Annotated in this window: 11 protein-coding genes and 2 pseudogenes; 11 read left to right on the top strand and 2 right to left on the bottom strand. The window is 60.6% G+C overall.

Going from position 1 to position 19,539, the window contains the following annotated elements:
- Positions 1-333: 333 nt before the first annotated feature.
- Genes RI103_RS10220 through RI103_RS10210 form a run of 3 tightly spaced genes read left to right on the top strand, consistent with a single transcriptional unit; the run spans position 334 to position 6,512 of the window.
- A complete protein-coding gene (locus RI103_RS10220) occupies positions 334-2,535 on the top strand; it encodes a hypothetical protein (protein WP_310811937.1) in 2,202 nt (733 codons plus the stop codon).
- Positions 2,536-2,592: 57 nt separating this feature from the next.
- Positions 2,593-4,059 (top strand): flippase, encoded by a 1,467-nt coding sequence (locus tag RI103_RS10215; RefSeq protein WP_310811936.1) that lies wholly within the window; start codon positions 2,593-2,595, stop codon positions 4,057-4,059.
- Complete coding sequence (locus RI103_RS10210; protein WP_310811935.1) at positions 4,056-6,512, top strand: glycosyltransferase family 4 protein; 2,457 nt, start codon at positions 4,056-4,058, stop codon at positions 6,510-6,512. Before RI103_RS10215 ends, RI103_RS10210 begins: the two co-directional genes overlap by 4 nt.
- A gap of 116 nt (positions 6,513-6,628) precedes the next feature.
- On the opposite strand, the gene RI103_RS10205 is transcribed toward RI103_RS10210, so the two are convergent.
- Complete coding sequence (locus RI103_RS10205; protein WP_310811934.1) at positions 6,629-7,840, bottom strand: acyltransferase; 1,212 nt, start codon at positions 7,838-7,840, stop codon at positions 6,629-6,631.
- A 242-nt stretch (positions 7,841-8,082) separates the two neighbouring features.
- On the opposite strand from RI103_RS10205, the gene RI103_RS10200 reads away from it, so the two are divergent.
- A complete protein-coding gene (locus RI103_RS10200) occupies positions 8,083-8,226 on the top strand; it encodes a hypothetical protein (protein WP_165923841.1) in 144 nt (47 codons plus the stop codon).
- A 309-nt stretch (positions 8,227-8,535) separates the two neighbouring features.
- Positions 8,536-9,453, top strand: a complete 918-nt coding sequence (gene galU, locus RI103_RS10195) for a UTP--glucose-1-phosphate uridylyltransferase GalU (RefSeq protein WP_310811933.1) — start codon at positions 8,536-8,538, stop codon at positions 9,451-9,453.
- A 341-nt stretch (positions 9,454-9,794) separates the two neighbouring features.
- On the opposite strand, the pseudogene RI103_RS10190 reads toward galU, so the two are convergent.
- Positions 9,795-10,401 (bottom strand): annotated as a pseudogene (locus RI103_RS10190) (integrase); the annotation flags it as partial.
- A 642-nt stretch (positions 10,402-11,043) separates the two neighbouring features.
- Here RI103_RS10190 and RI103_RS10185 point away from each other — a divergent pair.
- From RI103_RS10185 to RI103_RS10160, 6 genes and pseudogenes are all read left to right on the top strand, one after another.
- Positions 11,044-11,861, top strand: a pseudogene (locus RI103_RS10185) (IS5 family transposase).
- Entirely contained in the window at positions 11,858-12,109 is a 252-nt protein-coding gene (locus RI103_RS10180) for a hypothetical protein (RefSeq protein ID WP_310811932.1), read from the top strand. The pseudogene RI103_RS10185 and the gene RI103_RS10180 overlap by 4 nt, the downstream one beginning before the upstream one ends.
- Before the next feature lie 316 nt (positions 12,110-12,425).
- The gene (locus RI103_RS10175; RefSeq protein WP_310811931.1) at positions 12,426-14,438 is read left to right on the top strand and encodes an iron-containing redox enzyme family protein; all 2,013 of its coding nucleotides are present in this window, start codon (positions 12,426-12,428) and stop codon (positions 14,436-14,438) included.
- Positions 14,439-14,475: 37 nt separating this feature from the next.
- Positions 14,476-16,317 carry a carbamoyltransferase gene (locus RI103_RS10170; protein ID WP_310811930.1) on the top strand — a complete coding sequence of 614 codons (1,842 nt, stop codon included), beginning with the start codon at positions 14,476-14,478 and terminating at the stop codon, positions 16,315-16,317.
- 292 nt (positions 16,318-16,609) lie between these two features.
- Positions 16,610-17,704: an SGNH/GDSL hydrolase family protein gene (locus tag RI103_RS10165; protein ID WP_310811929.1), complete on the top strand. Its 1,095-nt coding sequence runs from the start codon at positions 16,610-16,612 to the stop codon at positions 17,702-17,704.
- 266 nt (positions 17,705-17,970) lie between these two features.
- Complete coding sequence (locus RI103_RS10160) at positions 17,971-19,524, top strand: carbamoyltransferase C-terminal domain-containing protein (protein WP_310815210.1); 1,554 nt, start codon at positions 17,971-17,973, stop codon at positions 19,522-19,524.
- Positions 19,525-19,539 lie beyond the last annotated feature (15 nt).

Below are 19,539 nucleotides of genomic sequence, written 5' to 3'. Positions count from 1 at the left end.
ACAACGCTTAAAGCGTCGAATATTTTTGAATTATTTTCGATTTTCGTCGCGGTGTTTTTTCCGCGTAATGTGAGCCGTGCGGACTGGGTGGCCAGGGAGGGCGCGTGGCTTCGCGCTCCCCACTGCTGTCAGGTGCGCGGTGTCGCGGCGGTTTTGCTGTCAATGCCGTATTTGCCCGCGCTGTCCCGCACGAATCTGTCTGACGTCCTTGCATGCTTTCTAGCGGCTCGTGCCGCGACATTTACCGCGATTCGTACCGTCGTCTCATTGGGTTTAGTACCCGCGCTAGCCTCGTTGCCCGCGCGCGGCGCAGCGCTGACTGGAGGAACTACCTTGCCCCGTTTCACGTTCAAAAGCTGGCTCGCCGTGTTCGCGTGTGCCGCCGGACTGGCTGCCGGAGCGGCCAGTTTCACGGCGCATGCGCAAACGGCGTTGAACGCGAAAACGTCGTGGATCGGCAATACCTTCGGTTTCGGCGACGGCACGTGGGCGCAGATCAACATCACCGCTATCGCGGTGGCACCCGACGGCAAGGTCTATACGAACGCGCCGTGGGACGAAAGCGGCGCTGAAGCGAGCATCTATCAGAACGGCAAGATGCTCGGCTTCGCGGGCGGCACGCATGGCTGGGGCAACGGCGGCGGCAACGCGGTCGCTTTGAATCGCAAGTACGTGTTCGTCGCAATTGCGGTCGGCAACGAAAAGGGGCGCCTCGTCGAGCACGGCGTGTGGCCTGAAAAGGGCAAGCAGTGGTACGGCATTTCGCGCCGCCAGATTGCCGATCCGAAACTCGCCGCGCCGTTCCAGCCCGCCGCGCAAAGCGCTGACCCCCATGCCCAACTGGCGGCCGGCTTCCTGATGATGAACGAAGTGCCGACCGGCACGAGCGCTGAAATCGGCGGCCTCGCGGCGAACGACACCACGCTGTTCGCGGCCAACACGGCGCGCGATCGTATCGAGGTCTACGACGCGGAGTCGATGCAGCAGAAGACCACCTGGAGCGTGCACGAGCCTGGCCGGCTCGCGCTGGCGCCGGACGGCACGCTGTGGGTATTGAGCGGCACGCGCAACGACCGCGCGCCGCATGTCGAGCACTACACGGCGGCGGGCAAACGCATCGACGAAAACTTCACGCTGCCGGCCGACACCGTGGCAGTGGATATCGCGGCCGATGCGCAAGGCCGCATCCTGATCGCGGATAACGGTCCGCGTCAGCAGGTGCTGTATTTCAGCAGGAACAACGGCCGTTATGCCGAGTCGGGTTCGCTCGGCGAGCGCGGCGGCATTTTCAGCGGCGTCGCCGGCAAACCGGGGCCGCGGCGTTTCAACGGACTCACCGGCGTGGGCGTGGATGCGAGCGGCAACGTGTATGTGTCGACCAACGGCATCGGTCCGCGCTACGACCCGATCGGCGCGGGCCTCGGAGCGACGCTCGAAAGTTATGCGCCGGACGGTAAGCAGAACTGGCAGGTGCAGGGGCTGCTGTTCGTCGACGGCGCGTGGATCGATCCGTCACGGCCGGACAGCGTCTATACCGGCAACAAGCGCTTCGAACTCGATCTGTCGAAGCCTGCCGGACAGGACTGGAAATACGCAGGTTTCCTCTCTAACCGTTTCAGGTTTCCGGACGATCCGGTGTTTCACACCGATCAGTATCCGGGCCTGCCGATCGCCCGCAAGTTGAAGGGCCGCACCTTCCTGTACCTCACGGACATGTACGCGGACCATCTGAAGATCTATCGCTTCGACCCGCAGCACGACGGCGAAACCGCGATTCCTTCCGGCTTCATCGCGGGACGCGAGCGCGCGGTGGCCAAGGTGCCGAATGCGCCGCCGGGCGGCGACTGGATCTGGCGCGATGCGAACGGCGACGGCAAGTTCAACACCGACGAATTCACGCTCAACACGAGCGGCACGAAGCTCGCGGGCGGCTGGGGCTGGTGGGTCGATACCGCCGGCGACATCTGGCGCACGCGCGATACGAAGGGCATTTACCGCTTCCGTTTCGGCGGGCTGGATGCGAAGGGCAATCCGGTCTACTCGTATTCGAACATGACGCAGTACCCGGTGCCGCAACCGTTCACGGAACTGCATCGCGCAATCTACGACCCCGACACCGACACGATGTACGTGACGGGCTACACGCCCGACACGCCGGTCGATCGCGGTTTCTGGAAGGAAGTGGGCCGCGTGCTGGTGCGCTACGACAAATGGTCGAGCGGCAATCCCGTGCAACGCTATGCGATCACGTTGCCGTGGCAGACGCAGAGCAAGCCCATCGCCACCATCATCGGCCTGACGGTCGAAGGGCAATACATATTCGGCGTCGAACCGGTCGGCGCGGTGCACGTGTGGGACAAGGACAGCGGCAAGGAGATCGGCGTGATCCGGCCGGGCCCGGAAGTGGGCCGCGCGTCGGGCTGGGTCGATGTGCCGAACGGCATCAGCGCCGCGAAGCGCGCCAACGGCGAGTACCTCGTGTTCGTCGAGGAAGACGCGCGCGGCAAAGTGATGATGTACCGCTGGAAGCCGTAACGGCGCACAGCAGTTAATCAGCCATACCAGGTAATTGCAGTCAACCCAAGGCATCCGATGGACAAAGGCATTCTCAAGAACGTAGCGATCAACTTCTTCGGGCTGGTGCTGCCGACTTTCGTCTCGCTCGTGACCGTGCCGTCGTATATCAAGCTGCTCGGCGTCGAGCGCTACGGCGTGATCAGCCTCGTGTGGACGCTGATCGGCTACTTCGGGATTCTCGATCTCGGCATGAGCATGGCCGCGCAGAATCACATCTCGAAGGCGCGCGCGTCGGGTGACAAGGAGGAGAGCGTGCGCGTGTTCTGGAGCGCGACCTGGCTCAATCTCGCCACTGGCGTGATCGGCGGATTGATCATCTATTTCGGCGCGTTTCTCTACACCGCGTATTTCACCAAGGTGTCGCCCGAGTTGCAGCACGAGGTGTATATGGCGCTGCCGTGGCTCGCGGTGGCGATTCCGATTGCCAACGTCTCGTGGGTGTTCGCGGGCGCGATCAACGGCGCGGAACGCTTCGGGGTCTACAACACCAATCAGACCATCGGCACGTTTCTGTTCCAGTTGCTGCCGCTCGGCGCCGCGCTGTGGATGGGCGCGACCTTGCAGAACGTGCTGGCCGCAGCGGTGTTCGCGCGCATCGTGGCCGCGCTTCTGCTGGGCCGCTCCGCAGTGAAAGTGCTGGAGATCCGCCGTATTCTGCCGCCGCAATTCGGCGTGGCGAAGGGGCTCTTCAATTTTGGCGGCTGGATGCTGATTGCGAGCGTCACCACCATGATCGCCGACTCGCTCGATCGCGTGATGCTCGGCACGAGTCTCGGCGCGCGTTTCGTGACGTACTACACAGTGCCGCAGAACCTCGTGACGCGTCTGAACATCGTACCGACGGCGCTGGTGCGCACGCTGTTTCCACGGCTCTCGGCAGTGGGACGCGCCGACGCCGACACCATCACCCAGCAATCGCTCGAATTTCTCAACGGCGTATTCACGCCGGTCGCGCTGGTCGCGATGCTGGTGCTCGAACCGTTTCTGCATCTGTGGGTGGGCAATGAAATCGCCACGGTGGCCGCGCCGGTCGGCCGCATCATGATCGTCGCCGTGTGGCTCGTCGGCCAGGCGAACGTCACGCGGATTCTGATCCAGTCGCAGGTCAATCCGGCCACGGCCGCGCGCGTCGGTTTGTTCGAATTGCCCCTGTTTGCAGGGGCATTGTGGTTCGGCATCACGCATTTCGGCCTGACCGGCGCGGCGGTGGCCGTGACCGGCCGCGCGCTGTTCGACTACGCGGTGCTGCTGCGACTGTCGGCGATCCGCGCGCGGCAGATCGCGCTCGACATGCTCGCCCACCTTGCTTTCCTGCTGGCCAGCCTGTGGCTCGCCAGCTTCCTGCCGGGTCTCGCAATGGCGATTGTTGCCGGCGTATTGATGGTAGGCGCGAATGTCGCCTGGTCGATCACGATGACACCCGCCTTGCGCGATCTTGCGCGTTCACTGCTGTTGCGACTGAATCCGAGGAAAAGCGCATGAACCACGAAGTCCTTGAAGAAGCCGTGCTGCAACCCGCGACGCGCAGCGCACTGGCCGAACTCACCACCGTTCCCGGCGTGCAGGCGCCGCCGCGCCGCAACGCGCTGCGCGCCGACAAGACAGTGCGTGTCGCGATCGTGCACGACTGGCTTGTCACCTACGCGGGGGCGGAGAAGGTGCTCGAACAGATCGTCGCGTGCTTTCCGGATGCGGACCTGTTCAGCCTCGTCGATTTTCTCGACGACCGCAGCTTTCTGCGCGGCAAGTCCGTGACGACATCGTTCATCCAGAAGCTGCCGCTCGCGCGCACCAAGTACCGCTCGTATCTGCCGCTGATGCCGCTCGCGATCGAGCAACTCGACGTGTCCGCCTACGACGTGGTGATTTCGAGCAGCCACGCGGTCGCCAAGGGCATTCTCACCGGCCCCGACCAGGTGCATATCAGCTACGTGCATTCGCCGATCCGCTACGCGTGGGACTTGCAGCATCAATATCTCAAGCAGTCGAAGCTGACCAACGGACCGAAGTCGGCCATGGCGCGGCTGATTCTGCATTACATGCGCAACTGGGATATCCGCACTTCGAATGCGGTGGATGGCTTCGTCGCCAACTCCGAGTTCATCGCGCGGCGCATCAAGAAGGTCTATCAGCGCGACGCGCAGGTGATCTTTCCACCGGTCGATGTCGAAGCCTTCGCGCTCTGCACCGACAAGGACGACTTTTATCTGACCGCCTCGCGCATGGTGCCGTACAAGAAGATCGATCTGATCGTCGAGGCGTTCGCGCGCATGCCGGAGCGCAAGCTCGTCGTGATCGGCGACGGTCCCGACATGCAGAAGATCCGCGCGAAAGCGGGGCCGAACGTCGAGATCATGGGCTACCAGCCGTTCAAGGTGCTCAAGGAAAAGATGAGCCGCGCCAAGGCCTTCGTGTTCGCCGCGGAAGAAGACTTCGGCATTTCGGTGGTCGAAGCGCAGGCGTGCGGCACGCCGGTGATCGCCTACGGCAAGGGCGGCGCGCTAGAAACCGTGCGCGATCTGTCCGAGCCGCGGCCCACTGGCATGTTCTTCGACGAACAGAACGCCGAGTCGATCATCGCCGCGGTCGAGCGTTTCGACGGCCACGTGAAGCGGTTTTCGCCGGTGGATTGCCGCGCGAACGCCGAGCAGTTCTCCGCCGCTCATTTCCGCGAGCGCTTCTTCGCACACGTGCGGGCAGCGGTGCCGGCGCTGCGCACGGCGACGCTGCCGCCGTATGTGCCGTATAAAGCGCCAACCGTCGCTAGCGGACCGCGCATTCTGGCCGTCGATCAAAGCGGCGTGCTCGGCGGCGCCGAACTGTCGCTGCTGGAAATCGTCAAGGCGTTGCGCTCGCGCATCGAGGTCGTGCTGTTCGACGACGGCCCGTTCCGCACCGCGCTCGCCAAAGCCGGCGTGGCCGTCGACGTGCTGGAGGCAGGCGCGCTGCGCGATGTTCGCAAGCAGGGCGGTTCATTGCCGAAGGGCCAGGCGCTCAAGGGCTTGATGTCGCTCGTGCGCGCCACGGCCAAACGCGCGCGCAAGGCCGACGTGATCTACGCGAACACGCAGCGCGCCATGGTAATCGGCGCCATCGCCGGCAAGCTGGCGCGGCGCCCGGTGGTCTGGCATCTGCGCGATATCGTGAGTCCCGAGCATTTCGGCGGCAAGCAACTGGCGATCATCAAATGGTGTGCGCGTCTAGGCCTCACGCATGTGATCGCGAATTCAGCCGCGTCGGCGCGCGCGTTCGCCGAACTCACGCAGTTCGACGAAAAACGCATCGACGTGGTATTCAACGGCATTTCCGCCGCGCCGTTCGACGCTTTGCGCACAGTGCCGCAAGCGACGCTGCGCCAGCGCCTCGGCCTGCCGCAGGACGCGTTTCTGGTCGGCTCGTTCAGCCGTCTCGCGCGCTGGAAGGGGCAGCACGTGCTGCTCGAAGCGATGGTGCTCAATCCGCATATGCACGCGGTGCTGGTCGGCGCGCCGCTCTTTGGCGAGGACCAGTACGAGATCGAATTGCACGCGTTCGTCGCCGCGCACAACCTCGGCGGGCGGGTGCATTTTCTCGGTTTTCAGCACGATATTGCGGCCTGCATGTGCGCGGTCGACGCGGTCGTCCATACGTCGATCACGCCGGAGCCGTTCGGCCGTGTGATCGTCGAAGGCATGCTGGCGCAGCGGCCGGTGGTGGCGGCGCGGGCGGGCGGCGTGCTGGAGATCGTCGACGACTACGAGAACGGCGTGCTGTGCACGCCGGGGGATGCGCACGGCCTGGCCGACGCGCTCGCCGAATTGCGCTCGAATGACCCACTGCGCAACAGGCTGGTCAGAAACGGGTATGAGACAGCGCTGAGCCGGTTCGGCACCGCAACCTATGTGGAAAGCGTCGAACGGATTCTGAAGCGCGTGGCGGGGCTTAAAACGGCTTAGGAAGGTTTTTACGCGGGGGTAGGCAGGGACATGGCCAGTCCCTGTCGTTGGCGCAGCGGAGCGAAAGTCTCACGACGTTCGCTCCTTTTTTTATCGCGTGGTTTTGCTGCGTTGGCTCAAGCCTTTTTCAAAGCCGCTTTCGGCTTGAAACTGGCCGACCATTTCATGGCCGGCAGTTCGACCAGCCGGTAGAACACATAAGCCACCGGCACGGCCACCAGCATGTAGCCGAACGACGGCCAGATCGACATTTGCAGCGACGAGCGGAACAGTAGCGACGACAGCAGCACGAAGATCGGCAGATGGATCAGATAGAGCGAGAAGCTGAAATCGCCGAAGCGCGAGAGCACACGCGTGCCGAACGCAGGGCCGCGGTCCGCGTTGCCGCGCTCCAGCGCCTTGTACAGGTAGAACGCAAAGCCGACGGCCCAGAGCTGGAACGCGCCGTACTGGCCGAAATGGAACGCCGCGCAGCCGAGCGCGACGAAGCCCGCGGCGAGCGCGTAAAGCCACATCGAGGAGCGGGCCTGCGGCGCGCGATGGGCACGGGCGTCGGCGATCCACGCGCCGAGCGTCCACGAAAACCAGTACGACGTGAAGAACTGAATGTCGTGGCGTTCGAGCACATAGGCGGACACCGCGTTGATGACCGCGACGATCGCCAGCACGGACGTCATGCCGATACGACGGCGCAGCGCGAACAGCAGCGGATAGATCGCGTAGAACTGCACTTCGAGCGAGAGCGTCCAGAGCGCGCCGTTCGATCCGAACGTCTTGCCGGCCACGCCTTGCAACGAAAACAGATTGACGAGGAAAGCCTGCAGGCCGATCTCGCGGATCTTGTGATTGACGGGCGGCAGTTGCAGGCTGAACCAGTCGAGCGCGAAGGTCAGCACCAGCGCCGCGAGCAGCACCGGATAAATGCGCGCAAAGCGGCGCACCCAGAAATTGCCCGTATCGAGTCTGTAAGCGGGATTGCTGGCGAGCCGCAGTGCGCCGCCGCGGTGAATGCAATAGCCGCTGATCACGAAGAAAATCGGCACACCCGCCGAGCCCCACGCAATCGGGAACGTCAGATACGCGGCAATCGCGTTCAGACTGAATGCGTGGCCGACGCTCTGGTGAAACGCCTGCATGCCGACCCATTCGACCTGGCGGCAATGAAAATACGCCACCAGCAGCGCGGCGAAGCCTCGCATGGCGTCGATGACATGCTCCTTGCCGGCGCTTTCGGTGCGCGCTTCGCTCTGGGCGCGCGGCGCGGCGGCCGTTCGAGGTGAGGAGAGGGGCAGGGATGAGCCGGCGGCATTCAGTGCTGAGTCGCTCATGCGCGGTCCTTATTCTGACGGAGGAAAAAGCGGATTCGCGCGGGCGCCATACGTGCCCGCGGTGCATGACATGCTAGTGCACGGCGCGGGCAAAAAATCGATAAAAAATTGCGCGGTGAATTCAATCGAACGGCAATTTTGTGACGAATTGTAATTGAGCACAACCAGATGCGGCAGCGAATTATTTGCCGCTTTTGTCGTGCTAATTTAAACCACGGATTCTCTTGACCCGAGGTGAAGTCATGAACCTGCATTTACTCGCCGGCATTGCCGTACTGCTGATCCTTGTCGCTGCCTCAGCCTATCGTGAGGCGCTGCGCAACGAGCCCATTCGCCGTTTTCGCATGAACCCCGGCAAGTTGCCGCAACTCGACGAGAACGAATAACGCGGGCTTGACGAGACGCGAGGGCGCGCCTGTGATGCTTCCGCCGGCACGTCTCGCGCATCTGAAGGCCAGTTGTCAGGATATGTAAAATTTTCGGAATTGCCGGAAAATAAATCAACTTCAGTGCGTAATTGTTGCTCACGGCTTATCGCAATGCGGCACATTGAAAAGTAATAGATTTATTTATTCGAATTGAGGAAATTTCACACAAGTACTGGCGTCATTTTTTTGCTAGTCTTTGCGCCGACATCCGATTGGCCGCCAGGCCCGCGAACACACCAATTTCTAACCGATGTGGGAATGCCTACCATGCTGAAAGTCACCAAAGCCGTGTTTCCCGTAGCGGGCCTCGGGACACGATTCCTGCCGGCTACCAAAGCAAGTCCCAAGGAAATGCTTCCGATCGTCGACAAGCCGCTGATTCAATACGCAGTTGAAGAAGCGATTGCCGCCGGCATCACCGAGATGATCTTCGTGACGGGCCGCAGCAAGCGCGCCATCGAAGATCACTTCGACAAGTCCTACGAGATCGAAGCCGAACTCGAGGCGCGTAACAAGCAGAAGCTGCTCGATCTGGTGCGCAGCATCAAGCCGGCCAACGTGGACTGTTTCTATGTGCGTCAGGCCGAAGCGCTCGGCCTCGGCCATGCGGTGCTGTGCGCCGAGAAGCTGGTGGGCGAGAGCCCGTTCGCCGTGATTCTGGCCGACGACCTGCTGCACAGCTCGAAGCCGGTGATGAGCCAGCTCGTCGACACCTTCAATCACTATCACAGCTCGGTGATCGGCGTGGAAACCATCGCGCGCGAGGACAGCCGGTCGTACGGCGTGGTGGATGGCCGCGAGTGGGAAGACAACGTGATCAAGCTGTCCGGCATTGTCGAGAAGCCGGCGCCGGACAAGGCGCCGTCGAATCTTGGCGTGGTGGGCCGCTATGTGCTGATGCCGACCATCTTCAAGCACATTCGTGCATTGAAGCCCGGTGCGGGCGGTGAGCTGCAATTGACCGACGCGGTGCAATCGCTGCTGACCGAAGAGCAGGTGCTCGCGTATCGTTACTTCGGCACGCGGTTCGATTGCGGCAGCAAGCTGGGGTATCTGAAGGCGACGGTGGAATTCGCGCTGCGGCATCCGGAAGTGAAGGCGGAATTCGAGACTTATTTGCAGGCGTATATGCAGACTAATAGGCAGGATGGTGTGACGGCGCAGTTTGCGGTGGAGGTGGCTTAAGCGGCGTCAGTGGTCGCTGCGGACTCACCCTGCAGAAGTAACGCGCAGCAGCATCGCGCACATTGAAACGGGCGCCGGTCAACTACACGGCGCCCGTTTTTGTTTCAGCCGTAGGTTGTGCCAGTGCTGTACCTTCTTCAGGAAAACGAAGCGCGCACTGAGCAGGTAATGCACCCTTTCGTTTTTGGGGACGTAGAGCGTTTCTTACTTCAATTGAAAACCGGTCCTCTATAAATCTGATTCCGCTTTCGATATCCTCCAGGTAGTTAGCAAAACTACAGGGTATCGTAACGGGGATATCAATGGCCAGCCTATTTCGAAGCCGCGGCGGTTTCCCCAGTGTGCGGCGTGCTGATGCCTGCCACACTGGCCTGCTCGAGACTGCCAGTGAGCGGCGTGGCGGGACGCCATCGGGCCGGCGTGACGGGCAGTTTCCGTTCTACCAGAGAACGGTCCAGCGCAGTGCGTGCCTGCGGCGGCAGCGCAACCTTACCTGTCTTGCGATCTTTCCCGATAACGCTCACGCAATGATCGCCCGGGCATCGGCTTCGATGTCGCCGAGGGAGACGCCGGTCAGTTCGCTCACGCGTAGGCCGATCGCATACGCAAAATTCAGCACAAAGCGCAGGCATTGCGCCGCAGGCACCTCCCAGCCATATGACCACTCGAGTCCGTCAGCAATGCTATGCACGAGCATCCACTCGCCCTCGGTAAAGGCGTGGGACGGGTCGAGCACGGTGGATCGACTGGTGCCGCGTAGGCGCTCGGCTTCCTTACGTTAAGCACGATGCGTCGCCGTGGATTCGTGCAGCGACAGCCATGCCTGAACGACTGCGTAATCGTTATCCGCGTCGAGCGTGCAGATCTGCGCGGCGCACGCAAGGCGCCCGACGAACCATCGACCTCGTGCGGCAGCCGCAGCGATTCCCATGGGACGACTGCGTCCGGACCGGAGGGCGTGAGGCTGATTTTCATGACATGGAGTTTGTTCAACAACGTGTATCTTGAGACAAGAATACCTATCTTGGTATTAAGATTCTCTTGGCATCTTTGTCCACATCCTTATCCTGCAAGTCCCGGCGTGTTCTCTCCCTCTCATTATCGAGTTGGCATTCATAAGATGGCGCTGCCATTTCATGCAATTTGAATAACATTATCGATGTTTGCATCACCGGATTATATCCGTCGCGCATAATCATGTGTAATGAATTCGAAAAATACCGAAATTCTGAAAATGTTTTCACAAATCCGGGATTGTAAATAATCGTCAAATTTTTTCTTGGCTGATACATAACGCTTGACGAGATCAGAGCTTCATATGAAACTAAATAGAGTCAGATCTCTGCTGATCAATTAGAAATAGATGCACGCCATTTTAATGACCTTCATTTATCGTATCGCCGTGCGTCCTGCTTTCCTTGAACCTGCCGGCGACACATGCTTAAGGTCTTTCGTAGAGATTTTGTTTAGCGTGAGTGCGCCCAGAGACGGGGTTTGCTCTTAGAAACGGTTTCAAAAAGGCTTCGTAGGGGCTGTTAACCCGTAACGCAACCTGTTAACCTCGATCGTTGTGATAACAGGATCGAGGAGATGGGCAAACCAATCATCGACGACGAACTGTGGACACTGATCGAGCCACTGCTACCACCAGCGAAGCCACGCCGCTTCAAGTATCCGGGCCGCAAGCCAGTTCCGGATCGGGCTGCGCTGACCGGTATCCTGTTCGTGCTAAAGACCGGTATCCGGTGGTGAGATTTGCCAGCAGAAATGGGATGCGGCTCCGGCGTCAGTTGCTGGCGAAGGCTACGCGATTGGCAACAAGCCGGCATATGGGATCGATTGCACGCAGTGCTTCTGGCGAGGTTGCGAGCGATGGACAAGATCGACTTCTCGCGCGTGGTCGTGGATTCGTCGTCGATTCGCGCGGTTGGGGCGGGCGAAAAACTGGTCCGAACCCCACCGATCGAGCGCGACCCGGATCCAGGCACCACCTCGCCACCGATGCCAACGGAACGCCCATCGCGGCAATCCTGACTGGCGCCAATCGTAACGATGTCACCCAACTCGTGCCGTTGATTGAGGCCATCGTACCGATCGCCGGCAGGCGCGGGCGGCCGCTGAGCCGTCCTGGCCGTGTCTACGCTGACCGAGGTTACGACCACGACAAATACCGACGCGCTCTCCATGAGCGCAGTATTCCCACTAGCATCGCGCGGCGTGGCCACCCGCACGGCAGTGGCCTTGGCAAAGTCCGTTGGGTTGTCGAGCGTACACATGCCTGGCTGCATCATTTCCGTCGTCTACGTATTCGCTTCGAACGTCGCGCTGACATCCATGAAGCGTTCCTCAAACTCGGCTGTTGCTTGATCTGTTGGAACACCCTTCAGCGAGCTCAACAGTCTTTATGAAACCGTCTCTTAAGGCGACGGAGAAGAATGTGAATCTTGGAGAGCAGCTTGTGGATTGTCCAGAGCAATTCGTTGAAAGCAAGATTTTTCGATTCGATAATCGAGTGAGCGCTGGAGGCGAATCCCGGGTGGAATCGCGGCTGGATTTAACACACAACCCTGCGGCAGGTGTTAATCCCACATTTAGTGAGGGAGACGAATTCCGCGATGCTCATCCATTTAGTGGATTTTCTGCATTCATGGATTGATCATGCTGATGGTGTTCGAGAATCGTCGGTCGGATGGGTTGGATATCTCCATTTTAAATGAATGTACTTGTAACATTCAAATTTAACAGAAAATCCATAAAATTCGAGCAGTCTTTTTCACGTGAAATCTTGATAAATAACAAGCTCATTTTTCGATGAATGGAAAATGATGAGTGCGCACCTTTACTATCAGATAATGAATCTGGAGCAGGCGCATGTCGAGGTGCGCGGTGCGGCAAAAGCATATATCGAATCATTTCTTGAGGATGACAATGCGGTGCTGGGATCCGGTTCTCGTGACGCAACAAATCCGTGCGTGGATGCTGGCGATCTGGTCGGGCTACTGAACGCGCGCGCTGAGCATTGGCGATCCGATCAACTGGCCCGCCATTCGATCGAGTGCACGTCCGCTACTGTTCGCTTCGTCTCAGCGCAATATGCTCCAGTGGGACTCGCACCGGGCTGCGTGCTGCAGAACTTCGTGCACGCAGCAAACTGCCATGAGCCGGTGCCTGCGCACGCGCATGCGGCGCACCTGTGGCATGTCGGCGATTTTTCCCTCGCGCGCAATCATGCTCGCCTGTATCGTCAATTACTCGAACATACCGGCCAGTATCTACCGACGATCGATTCGCCGATGTTCGCGGAGCAGGCCGGACTGCTGCCGACATCGGCGGACCTCGCGGCTTGCTGGCTGGCGTTGTCGCTGAGTCCCGGCGCATATGGTCCTGAAATTTTCGGCGCGGCGATGTTCGAGGTGCAGGTCCCGATTTCGCCGGTCGTCGACGCATTGCTATGCGCCAGCGACGCCACACGTGAACATCCATATCTGACGGCGCGGCATGATGCATCCAGGCAGGCCGCGCAACGCCACATCGAGCAGGCAATAGGCCGGATGCTCGGCGGCCCGGGCATCGACTCGTCGGCCATGGTGGCGCGCATCGAACGCGGACACCGTATGTCGATGCATCTGCAGGGCGCGTGGCACGCCGCAATCGCTCGGCACGTGCGCGAGCTTCTGCTCGATCCGACGGTCGCGATGGTCGAATTGATCCGCCGAAAATCCCGCTTCGCGGTGGGTTACCACAATCGGCTCCAGCTCGCGGACCGTCCATTCGACGACTCCGTAGTACAGGATCCCGAGCATTTTGTCCGCGATCTCGCACACTCGCGCTGGATCGTGCGCGGCCATCCCGAACAGAGCCTGTTGCTGACCAGGCTGGTCGCGTTCGGTGGCCCGATGTTTCGGGTGTTTTCCGATAAAGAACTTGATGTGATGCGCACGTGGATCGCATCGCTGTCTGCCGGCACGTCGGCAGGGCCCTCCACGAATAGCTCGCGGGTTACAACATCAGCTCAATACGCCCCGTCTGTGTCGCGCGAGCATCGCGTTTCCGAAGCCGTGGCGCTTACTCGCGTCGAAGCGGAACCCGTGCGCGCCGCGAGCGGGAAGGTGGGTGCGCGCGAGTTGTATCACCGGTTGCTTAACCACGAGAACAACTCGACTGTCTTCGACGACGCGCGCGCATTCGCGCAAACGTGGCTCGCGCGTGCAGCCGGGATCGCCGACCGGGATCCGGACGCGCTGCCATTCGCCGACTACACGCATGAAAGTCTGCGCCATTGGTTCGAGGATCGGGCGCTGCGTCAGGCGCAGTCGTATGCAGGCTGCCAGGACATCGACAAGCCGCGCGAACAGGTGATCCAGGAGGCCGTACAGCTCTGCCCAATGATCTTTGTCGACGGCGGCTGGGTGCAGCGGTGGACCAACGCCGGGCATGTGGAGACCGGCATCGGCATGCTGCTCTACCGGATCTTTTCTGACGAGATCGGCAACGGCGACACGCAACTTAACCATCCAAATATCTATCGCGACTTGATGCGGCAGATGGGTATCGATCTGCCTGATTTCAGGAGCCGCGCATTCGCAATGAGCGAGGTGTTCAGCGACGCTGCTTTCGAAGTGCCCGCGTTCTGGCTGTCGATCTCTCAGTTTCCGCGCCGCTTTTTGCCGGAAACGCTCGGGCTGAATCTGGCGATGGAGTTGTCGGGCGTCGGAGGCGCGTACCGCACCGCGCGCGACGAACTTCGCCACTACAAGTTCGATACCCGCTTCGTTGATCTGCACAACACGATCGACAACGTTTCCACCGGGCACTCCGCCATGGCACTGCAAGCAATCGAACTATATATGGATGCGGCGCTGGCCACGGCCAGCCCGGCAGCGTCGAGCGCGCAGTGGCGGCGTGTATGGACCGGCTTCCGTGCGCTCGCGATTCCGCGACGCAGCTGGAAGGACGTGTTCGCGAAGTCGACGTATACCGTTTGAAGATTCACGCGTTGCACATCGGAAAAGGGATCTGACAGTGAGTTCATATGTCATTGGCGTTTCATTCGGTTATCACGATAGCGCGGCAGCAATAGTCCGCGACGGCGAGATCGTCGCCGCGGCGCAGGAGGAGCGCTTCACGCGGATCCGGCACGATTCGGGCTTTCCGCTGAATGCGCTGCGTTATTGTCTGCGCGAGGCCGGCGTCACGCTCGCGGATGTCTCGGCGATCTTCTACTACGAGAATCCGGTCAAGAAACTCGGCCGCATCGTGTCGACCTACTTCTCCTTCGGTCCGCGCGGCTTCGGCTCGTTCATTTCGGATATGCCGGACTGGCTTACCGACAAGGTGTTCGTCAAACGGCTAGTTCGGCGGAAACTGGAGACGGGCTTTGGGGAATCCGCGCGTGTACCGGCGGTCCATTACATCGATCATCATGTGTCGCATGCATCGGCGGCGTTCTTCCCGGGTCCGTTGCCGGACGCAGCCGTGTTGTGCGTGGACGGCGTCGGCGAATGGGCGACCACCAGCGCGTGGGTTGGTGAGCGGAACACCCTGCACCCAGTCTGGGAGATCCGTTTTCCCCACTCGCTCGGCCTGCTGTACTCAGCGATGACCTACTTCTGTGGGTTTAAGGTCGATTCGGGCGAGTACAAGTTGATGGGGCTCGCGCCGTATGGTGAGCCGGTCTACTACGACATGATTCTCGACAACCTGATCGACCTGAAGCCGGACGGTAGTTTCTGGTTGAACATGAAGTACCTTGATTACGCAGTCGGCAACTGCATGGTCAGCGACGAGTTCGCGACGCTATTTGGCGGGCCACGCCGCGCATCCGAGAGCCGCATCACGAAGCGTGAGTTCGACCTCGCCGCGTCGGTGCAGCGCGTGCTCGAGGAAGCGATGCTGCGCATCGGCCGCACGATACGCAAGCAGACGGGCCAGCGCAACTTGTGTCTTGCGGGCGGCGTCGCGCTGAATTGCGTCGCGAACGGCAAGCTACTCAAGGCGCGGGTCTTCGACCGAATCTGGGTGCAGCCAGCCGCCGGCGATGCAGGTGGCGCGCTTGGGGCGGCGCTCGCGGGCTGGCACATGCAGATGGGGCACGCTCGTACGCTCGGATCGACGGACCGGATGAAAGCGACGCTGCTCGGCACGTCCTATAGCAATGCGGAAATCGAGGTCGTTCTCAACGGCCACGGTGCGGTGTTCGAGCGGCTCTCCGACGAGGCTCTGCCGGCCCATGTCGCCGGGTTGCTCGCGGAGGGCAATGTGGTCGGCTGGTTTCAGGGCCGCATGGAATTTGGGCCGCGTGCACTGGGCGCGCGCTCGATTCTCGGCGATCCGCGCAACCAGACGATGCAAAGCGTGATGAATCTCAAGATCAAGAACCGCGAGTCGTTCCGGCCGTTCGCGCCGGCCGTGCTGGAGGAGCACGCGAAAGAGTGGTTCAGTCTGGACAGCGCGAGCCCGTACATGCTGTTCGTCGTCGATGTCCAGCCCACCCATCGCAAGCCGGTCAGCGCGTCGCAGCAAGCGCTGACTGGCATCGATCTGCTTAACTGCGTGCGCTCGTCGATTCCCGCCGTCACACACGTCGATTTCTCGGCGCGCGTTCAGACGGTGGGCAAGGACGCGAATCCACGCTTCAGGCAGCTTCTCGAAGCGTTCCATCAACAGACGAACTATCCGGTCCTCGTCAACACGTCGTTCAACGTGCGCGGGGAGCCGATCGTCGAGACGCCGTCGAATGCTTACCTCTGCTTCATGCGCACTCAGATGGATTACCTCGTGTTGGGCAACTTCGTGCTGCGCAAGGCCGATCAGCCGGAACTGGTGGAGGAGGGCGACTGGCGCACCGAATTCGCACTCGACTGACCCGGGCGACGTCGCCCTGTATCCATGCAGTTTTATTCTTCGGGACGTCCATGAAAATGGTCTTCAGATTTGTGTTGCTTGTCGTTCTCACGTTGTCGTTTTTCATCTTCGTCGTTCCGGTCGGAGCATGCGCGCGGCTGGTCTCGGACACGCTCCGTTTGCGTAAGCACGAACGGGCATCAACCTACTTTCATCTGTTTCCGATCTGCCGGACGAACGGTGCGCGCCTTCACCAGGGCAGCGTAGAGCAGTTCACGAGCCGCAATTCCTGACATCGAGACGAGGAGGTTGAATGGACAGGCGCGCATTGACGCACGATGAGGCGGTTCGCGAGGTGTACCGGTTGACGCCGCAGATCCGCGAGTATGACGAGTTTATGTATCTCGGCGTGCGCTGGCTGCCGTACACGATGTTCTTTCATCATAAGAACTACCGGTCCGACGTGATCAACACGGACGATCTGGGTTTCCGGCTCAGCACATTCGGCGACGTCCGCGACGTGAGCGTCGCCAATCTACCGAGCGGGCGACAGGTCAACCTGCTGGTCGGTGGCTCGACCGCGCTGGGCACGGGCGCAACGGCAGATTCGCACACCGTCGCCTCACGGCTCGCCGCGTGGACCGGCGAGCCATGGTTGAATTTCAGCGGACGCGGCTATAACGCGGTCCAGGAGGTGCTCATGTACATGATGCATCAGCACCGCTTCGAGCAGATCAATCACATCGTGGTGCTGAGCGGCATCAATACACTCGCGCTCGAAGGGCAGCCCGACGAACTCGCCACCGACCACGGGCGTTACTACTACTCGTTCGAGTATCAACACTACATGAACCGGTACAACGACGATCTGAAACGGCGCGCGCGAACTTACGCGTCGACGCTGGACGGTCGCGAGAAGAACTTCATCTCCCGATATATCAACCGGTTGCTGTCGGAGGACAACCCTGCCGACGTCGTGATCACCGACGACAGTACCGACACCGATGCGCGGGTCAAACGTGCGGCTTGGGTCGTTTCGAACTCGCTGAAGCAGTGGCAGCAGTTACTGGCTGGAACGGGGGCGAAGTTGAGTTTCGTTTTGCAACCGATGTCGTTCTGGACCCGTGATCATTTGACGCTGGACGAGGCGGACATCTTTCACGCGATTGACAGTTGTCCGAACAACTTCTGGCGACTTTTTGCGGGGATCCTCGGCAAGGAGATTCATGTCCCGTTTGCCGACGGCATACGCGAAATCTGCGAGAAGCGGAAGATCGGTTTCGCCGACATGAACGTGCTGCTGCGCGACTCGCCGGTCATCGACGACTACCTGTTTGTCGATCGCGTGCATTTCAACGACAAGGGCTACAACGAAGTAGCGCGCCTGATCGCCAACAAGGTGCTTTAACGACTTGCCGGAAGTGGCAACTGGAGGAATTCATGAAACCGCAGACGAAGAAAGCTGGCTTTATCGCGATCATTGCCGCGTTGTTCCGCAAGCTGTTCCGGAAGAGTAAGAAGAAGCAGGAGAGTTCGATCTATCCGCTTCGCTGAGCGTACAGAACAGACGGGCGAGGCGCCTCCGCGACCGACGGGGCGCCGCGATGTTCATTCCACGGGGGACAGTGAGCGCCCCAGGTCAACAAGGACAGGAGTTCCGTGAAGATTTTTGCTATGAAGCCGGGCCATGATGGCGCCATTGCGCTGATCGATGCTGCGAGCGGCAAGTTGGAATGGTCGTTCGAACCGGAGAAGGACAGCTTTCCGCGCTATGAGGTGTTCAATCCGTCGCAGTTCGTGTTTGCCGCCGAGCAGCTTGGCGCGATGCCGGACGTATTTGCCGTGAGCGGTTGGGGCAAGGGCTCTATGGCAGCGAACGCGCCCATCGGCGCCGGCTATTACGGACACGGCAGCGGGGCGGTCCAACATCACCGCACGACGATGTTCGGTGCGAACGTAAACTATTTCACCAGCAGCCATGAACGCTCGCACATCTGGTGCGCGTATGGCTTGTCGCCTTTCGAGCAGGGCAAGCCGTGCTATGTGCTCGCATGGGAAGGCGCGCTCGGCGACTTCTATCTGGTCGACGAAAAACTGGACGTGCATCACGTCGGCCGCGTGATGATCACGCCAGGCAACAAGTACGCGTTTCTGTACGCGCTCGCGGACCCCACGTTCACGTTGCCGAAGGGCAAGCTGCGCAACGAGGACCCGGGCAAACTGATGGCGCTGTGCGCGTACGGGCAATCTGGCGAAATGTCGCGTGACGAGCGCGAGATCACCAATTTTCTGCTGGAGCGCGACAGCATCCTCGCGACGCTGTCGAAGGACGATCTACGCAAATCGAAGTATTACAACATCGGCTTGCAGCATCCGGATTTCACCCGGCTCGCTAGGCGTTACTCTGATGAGATCTTCAACCGCTTCTATATGTACGCAAAGGAGCATCTGACGGATGGCTATCCGCTGTTGATTTCCGGAGGATGCGGGCTCAACTGCGACTGGAACACGATGTGGCGCAACAGCGGACTGTTCGAGGACGTGTTTGTACCACCGTGCACGAACGACACGGGCTCCGCGATCGGCACCGCCGTCGACGCGATGCGGGAGTTCACGGACCGCGCGAAGCTCGAGTGGTCAGTCTATAGCGACCGTGCGTTCATCGATGATCAGCCGGACATGCCGGACGTCGATACCTATCCGCTGGATCTGGCGCGCGTCGCCGGCTTTCTCGCACAGGACAACATCGTCGCGTGGACCCAGGGACGGTGCGAAATCGGCCCGCGCGCGCTCGGCAACCGCTCGATTCTCGCCGCGCCGTTCGCGCGATCGACATGCGATCGCCTGAACCGCATCAAGAAGCGCGAAGGGTTCCGTCCCGTGGCACCCATTTGCCTGGAGGAAGATGTGTCGCGTCACTTCGACTGGGCCGGTCCTTCGCCGCACATGCTGTACTTTCAGAAAGTGCGCAATCCCGAACTGGCTGCTATCACGCACGTCGACGGCACTGCGCGTGTGCAGACCGTGAACGCGCAGCAGAACCCACGGATGCACGAGCTGCTCACGCAGTTCCGTGCTCAGACCGGCTCAGGTGTGCTGTGCAACACGTCGCTGAACTTCAACGGCACTGGCTTCATCAACCGCACGAGCGACCTCTACCTGTACTGCAAAACCACTGGGACCGACGGCTTCGTCTACGACGACCGGTTCTGCGTGATCCGCAAGTAAGCTCCCACCGGGTTC

It is taken from the genome of Paraburkholderia sp. FT54, from assembly GCF_031585635.1.
GTDB lineage: Bacteria > Pseudomonadota > Gammaproteobacteria > Burkholderiales > Burkholderiaceae > Paraburkholderia.
This window is presented reverse-complemented; position numbering and strand designations above follow the sequence as displayed.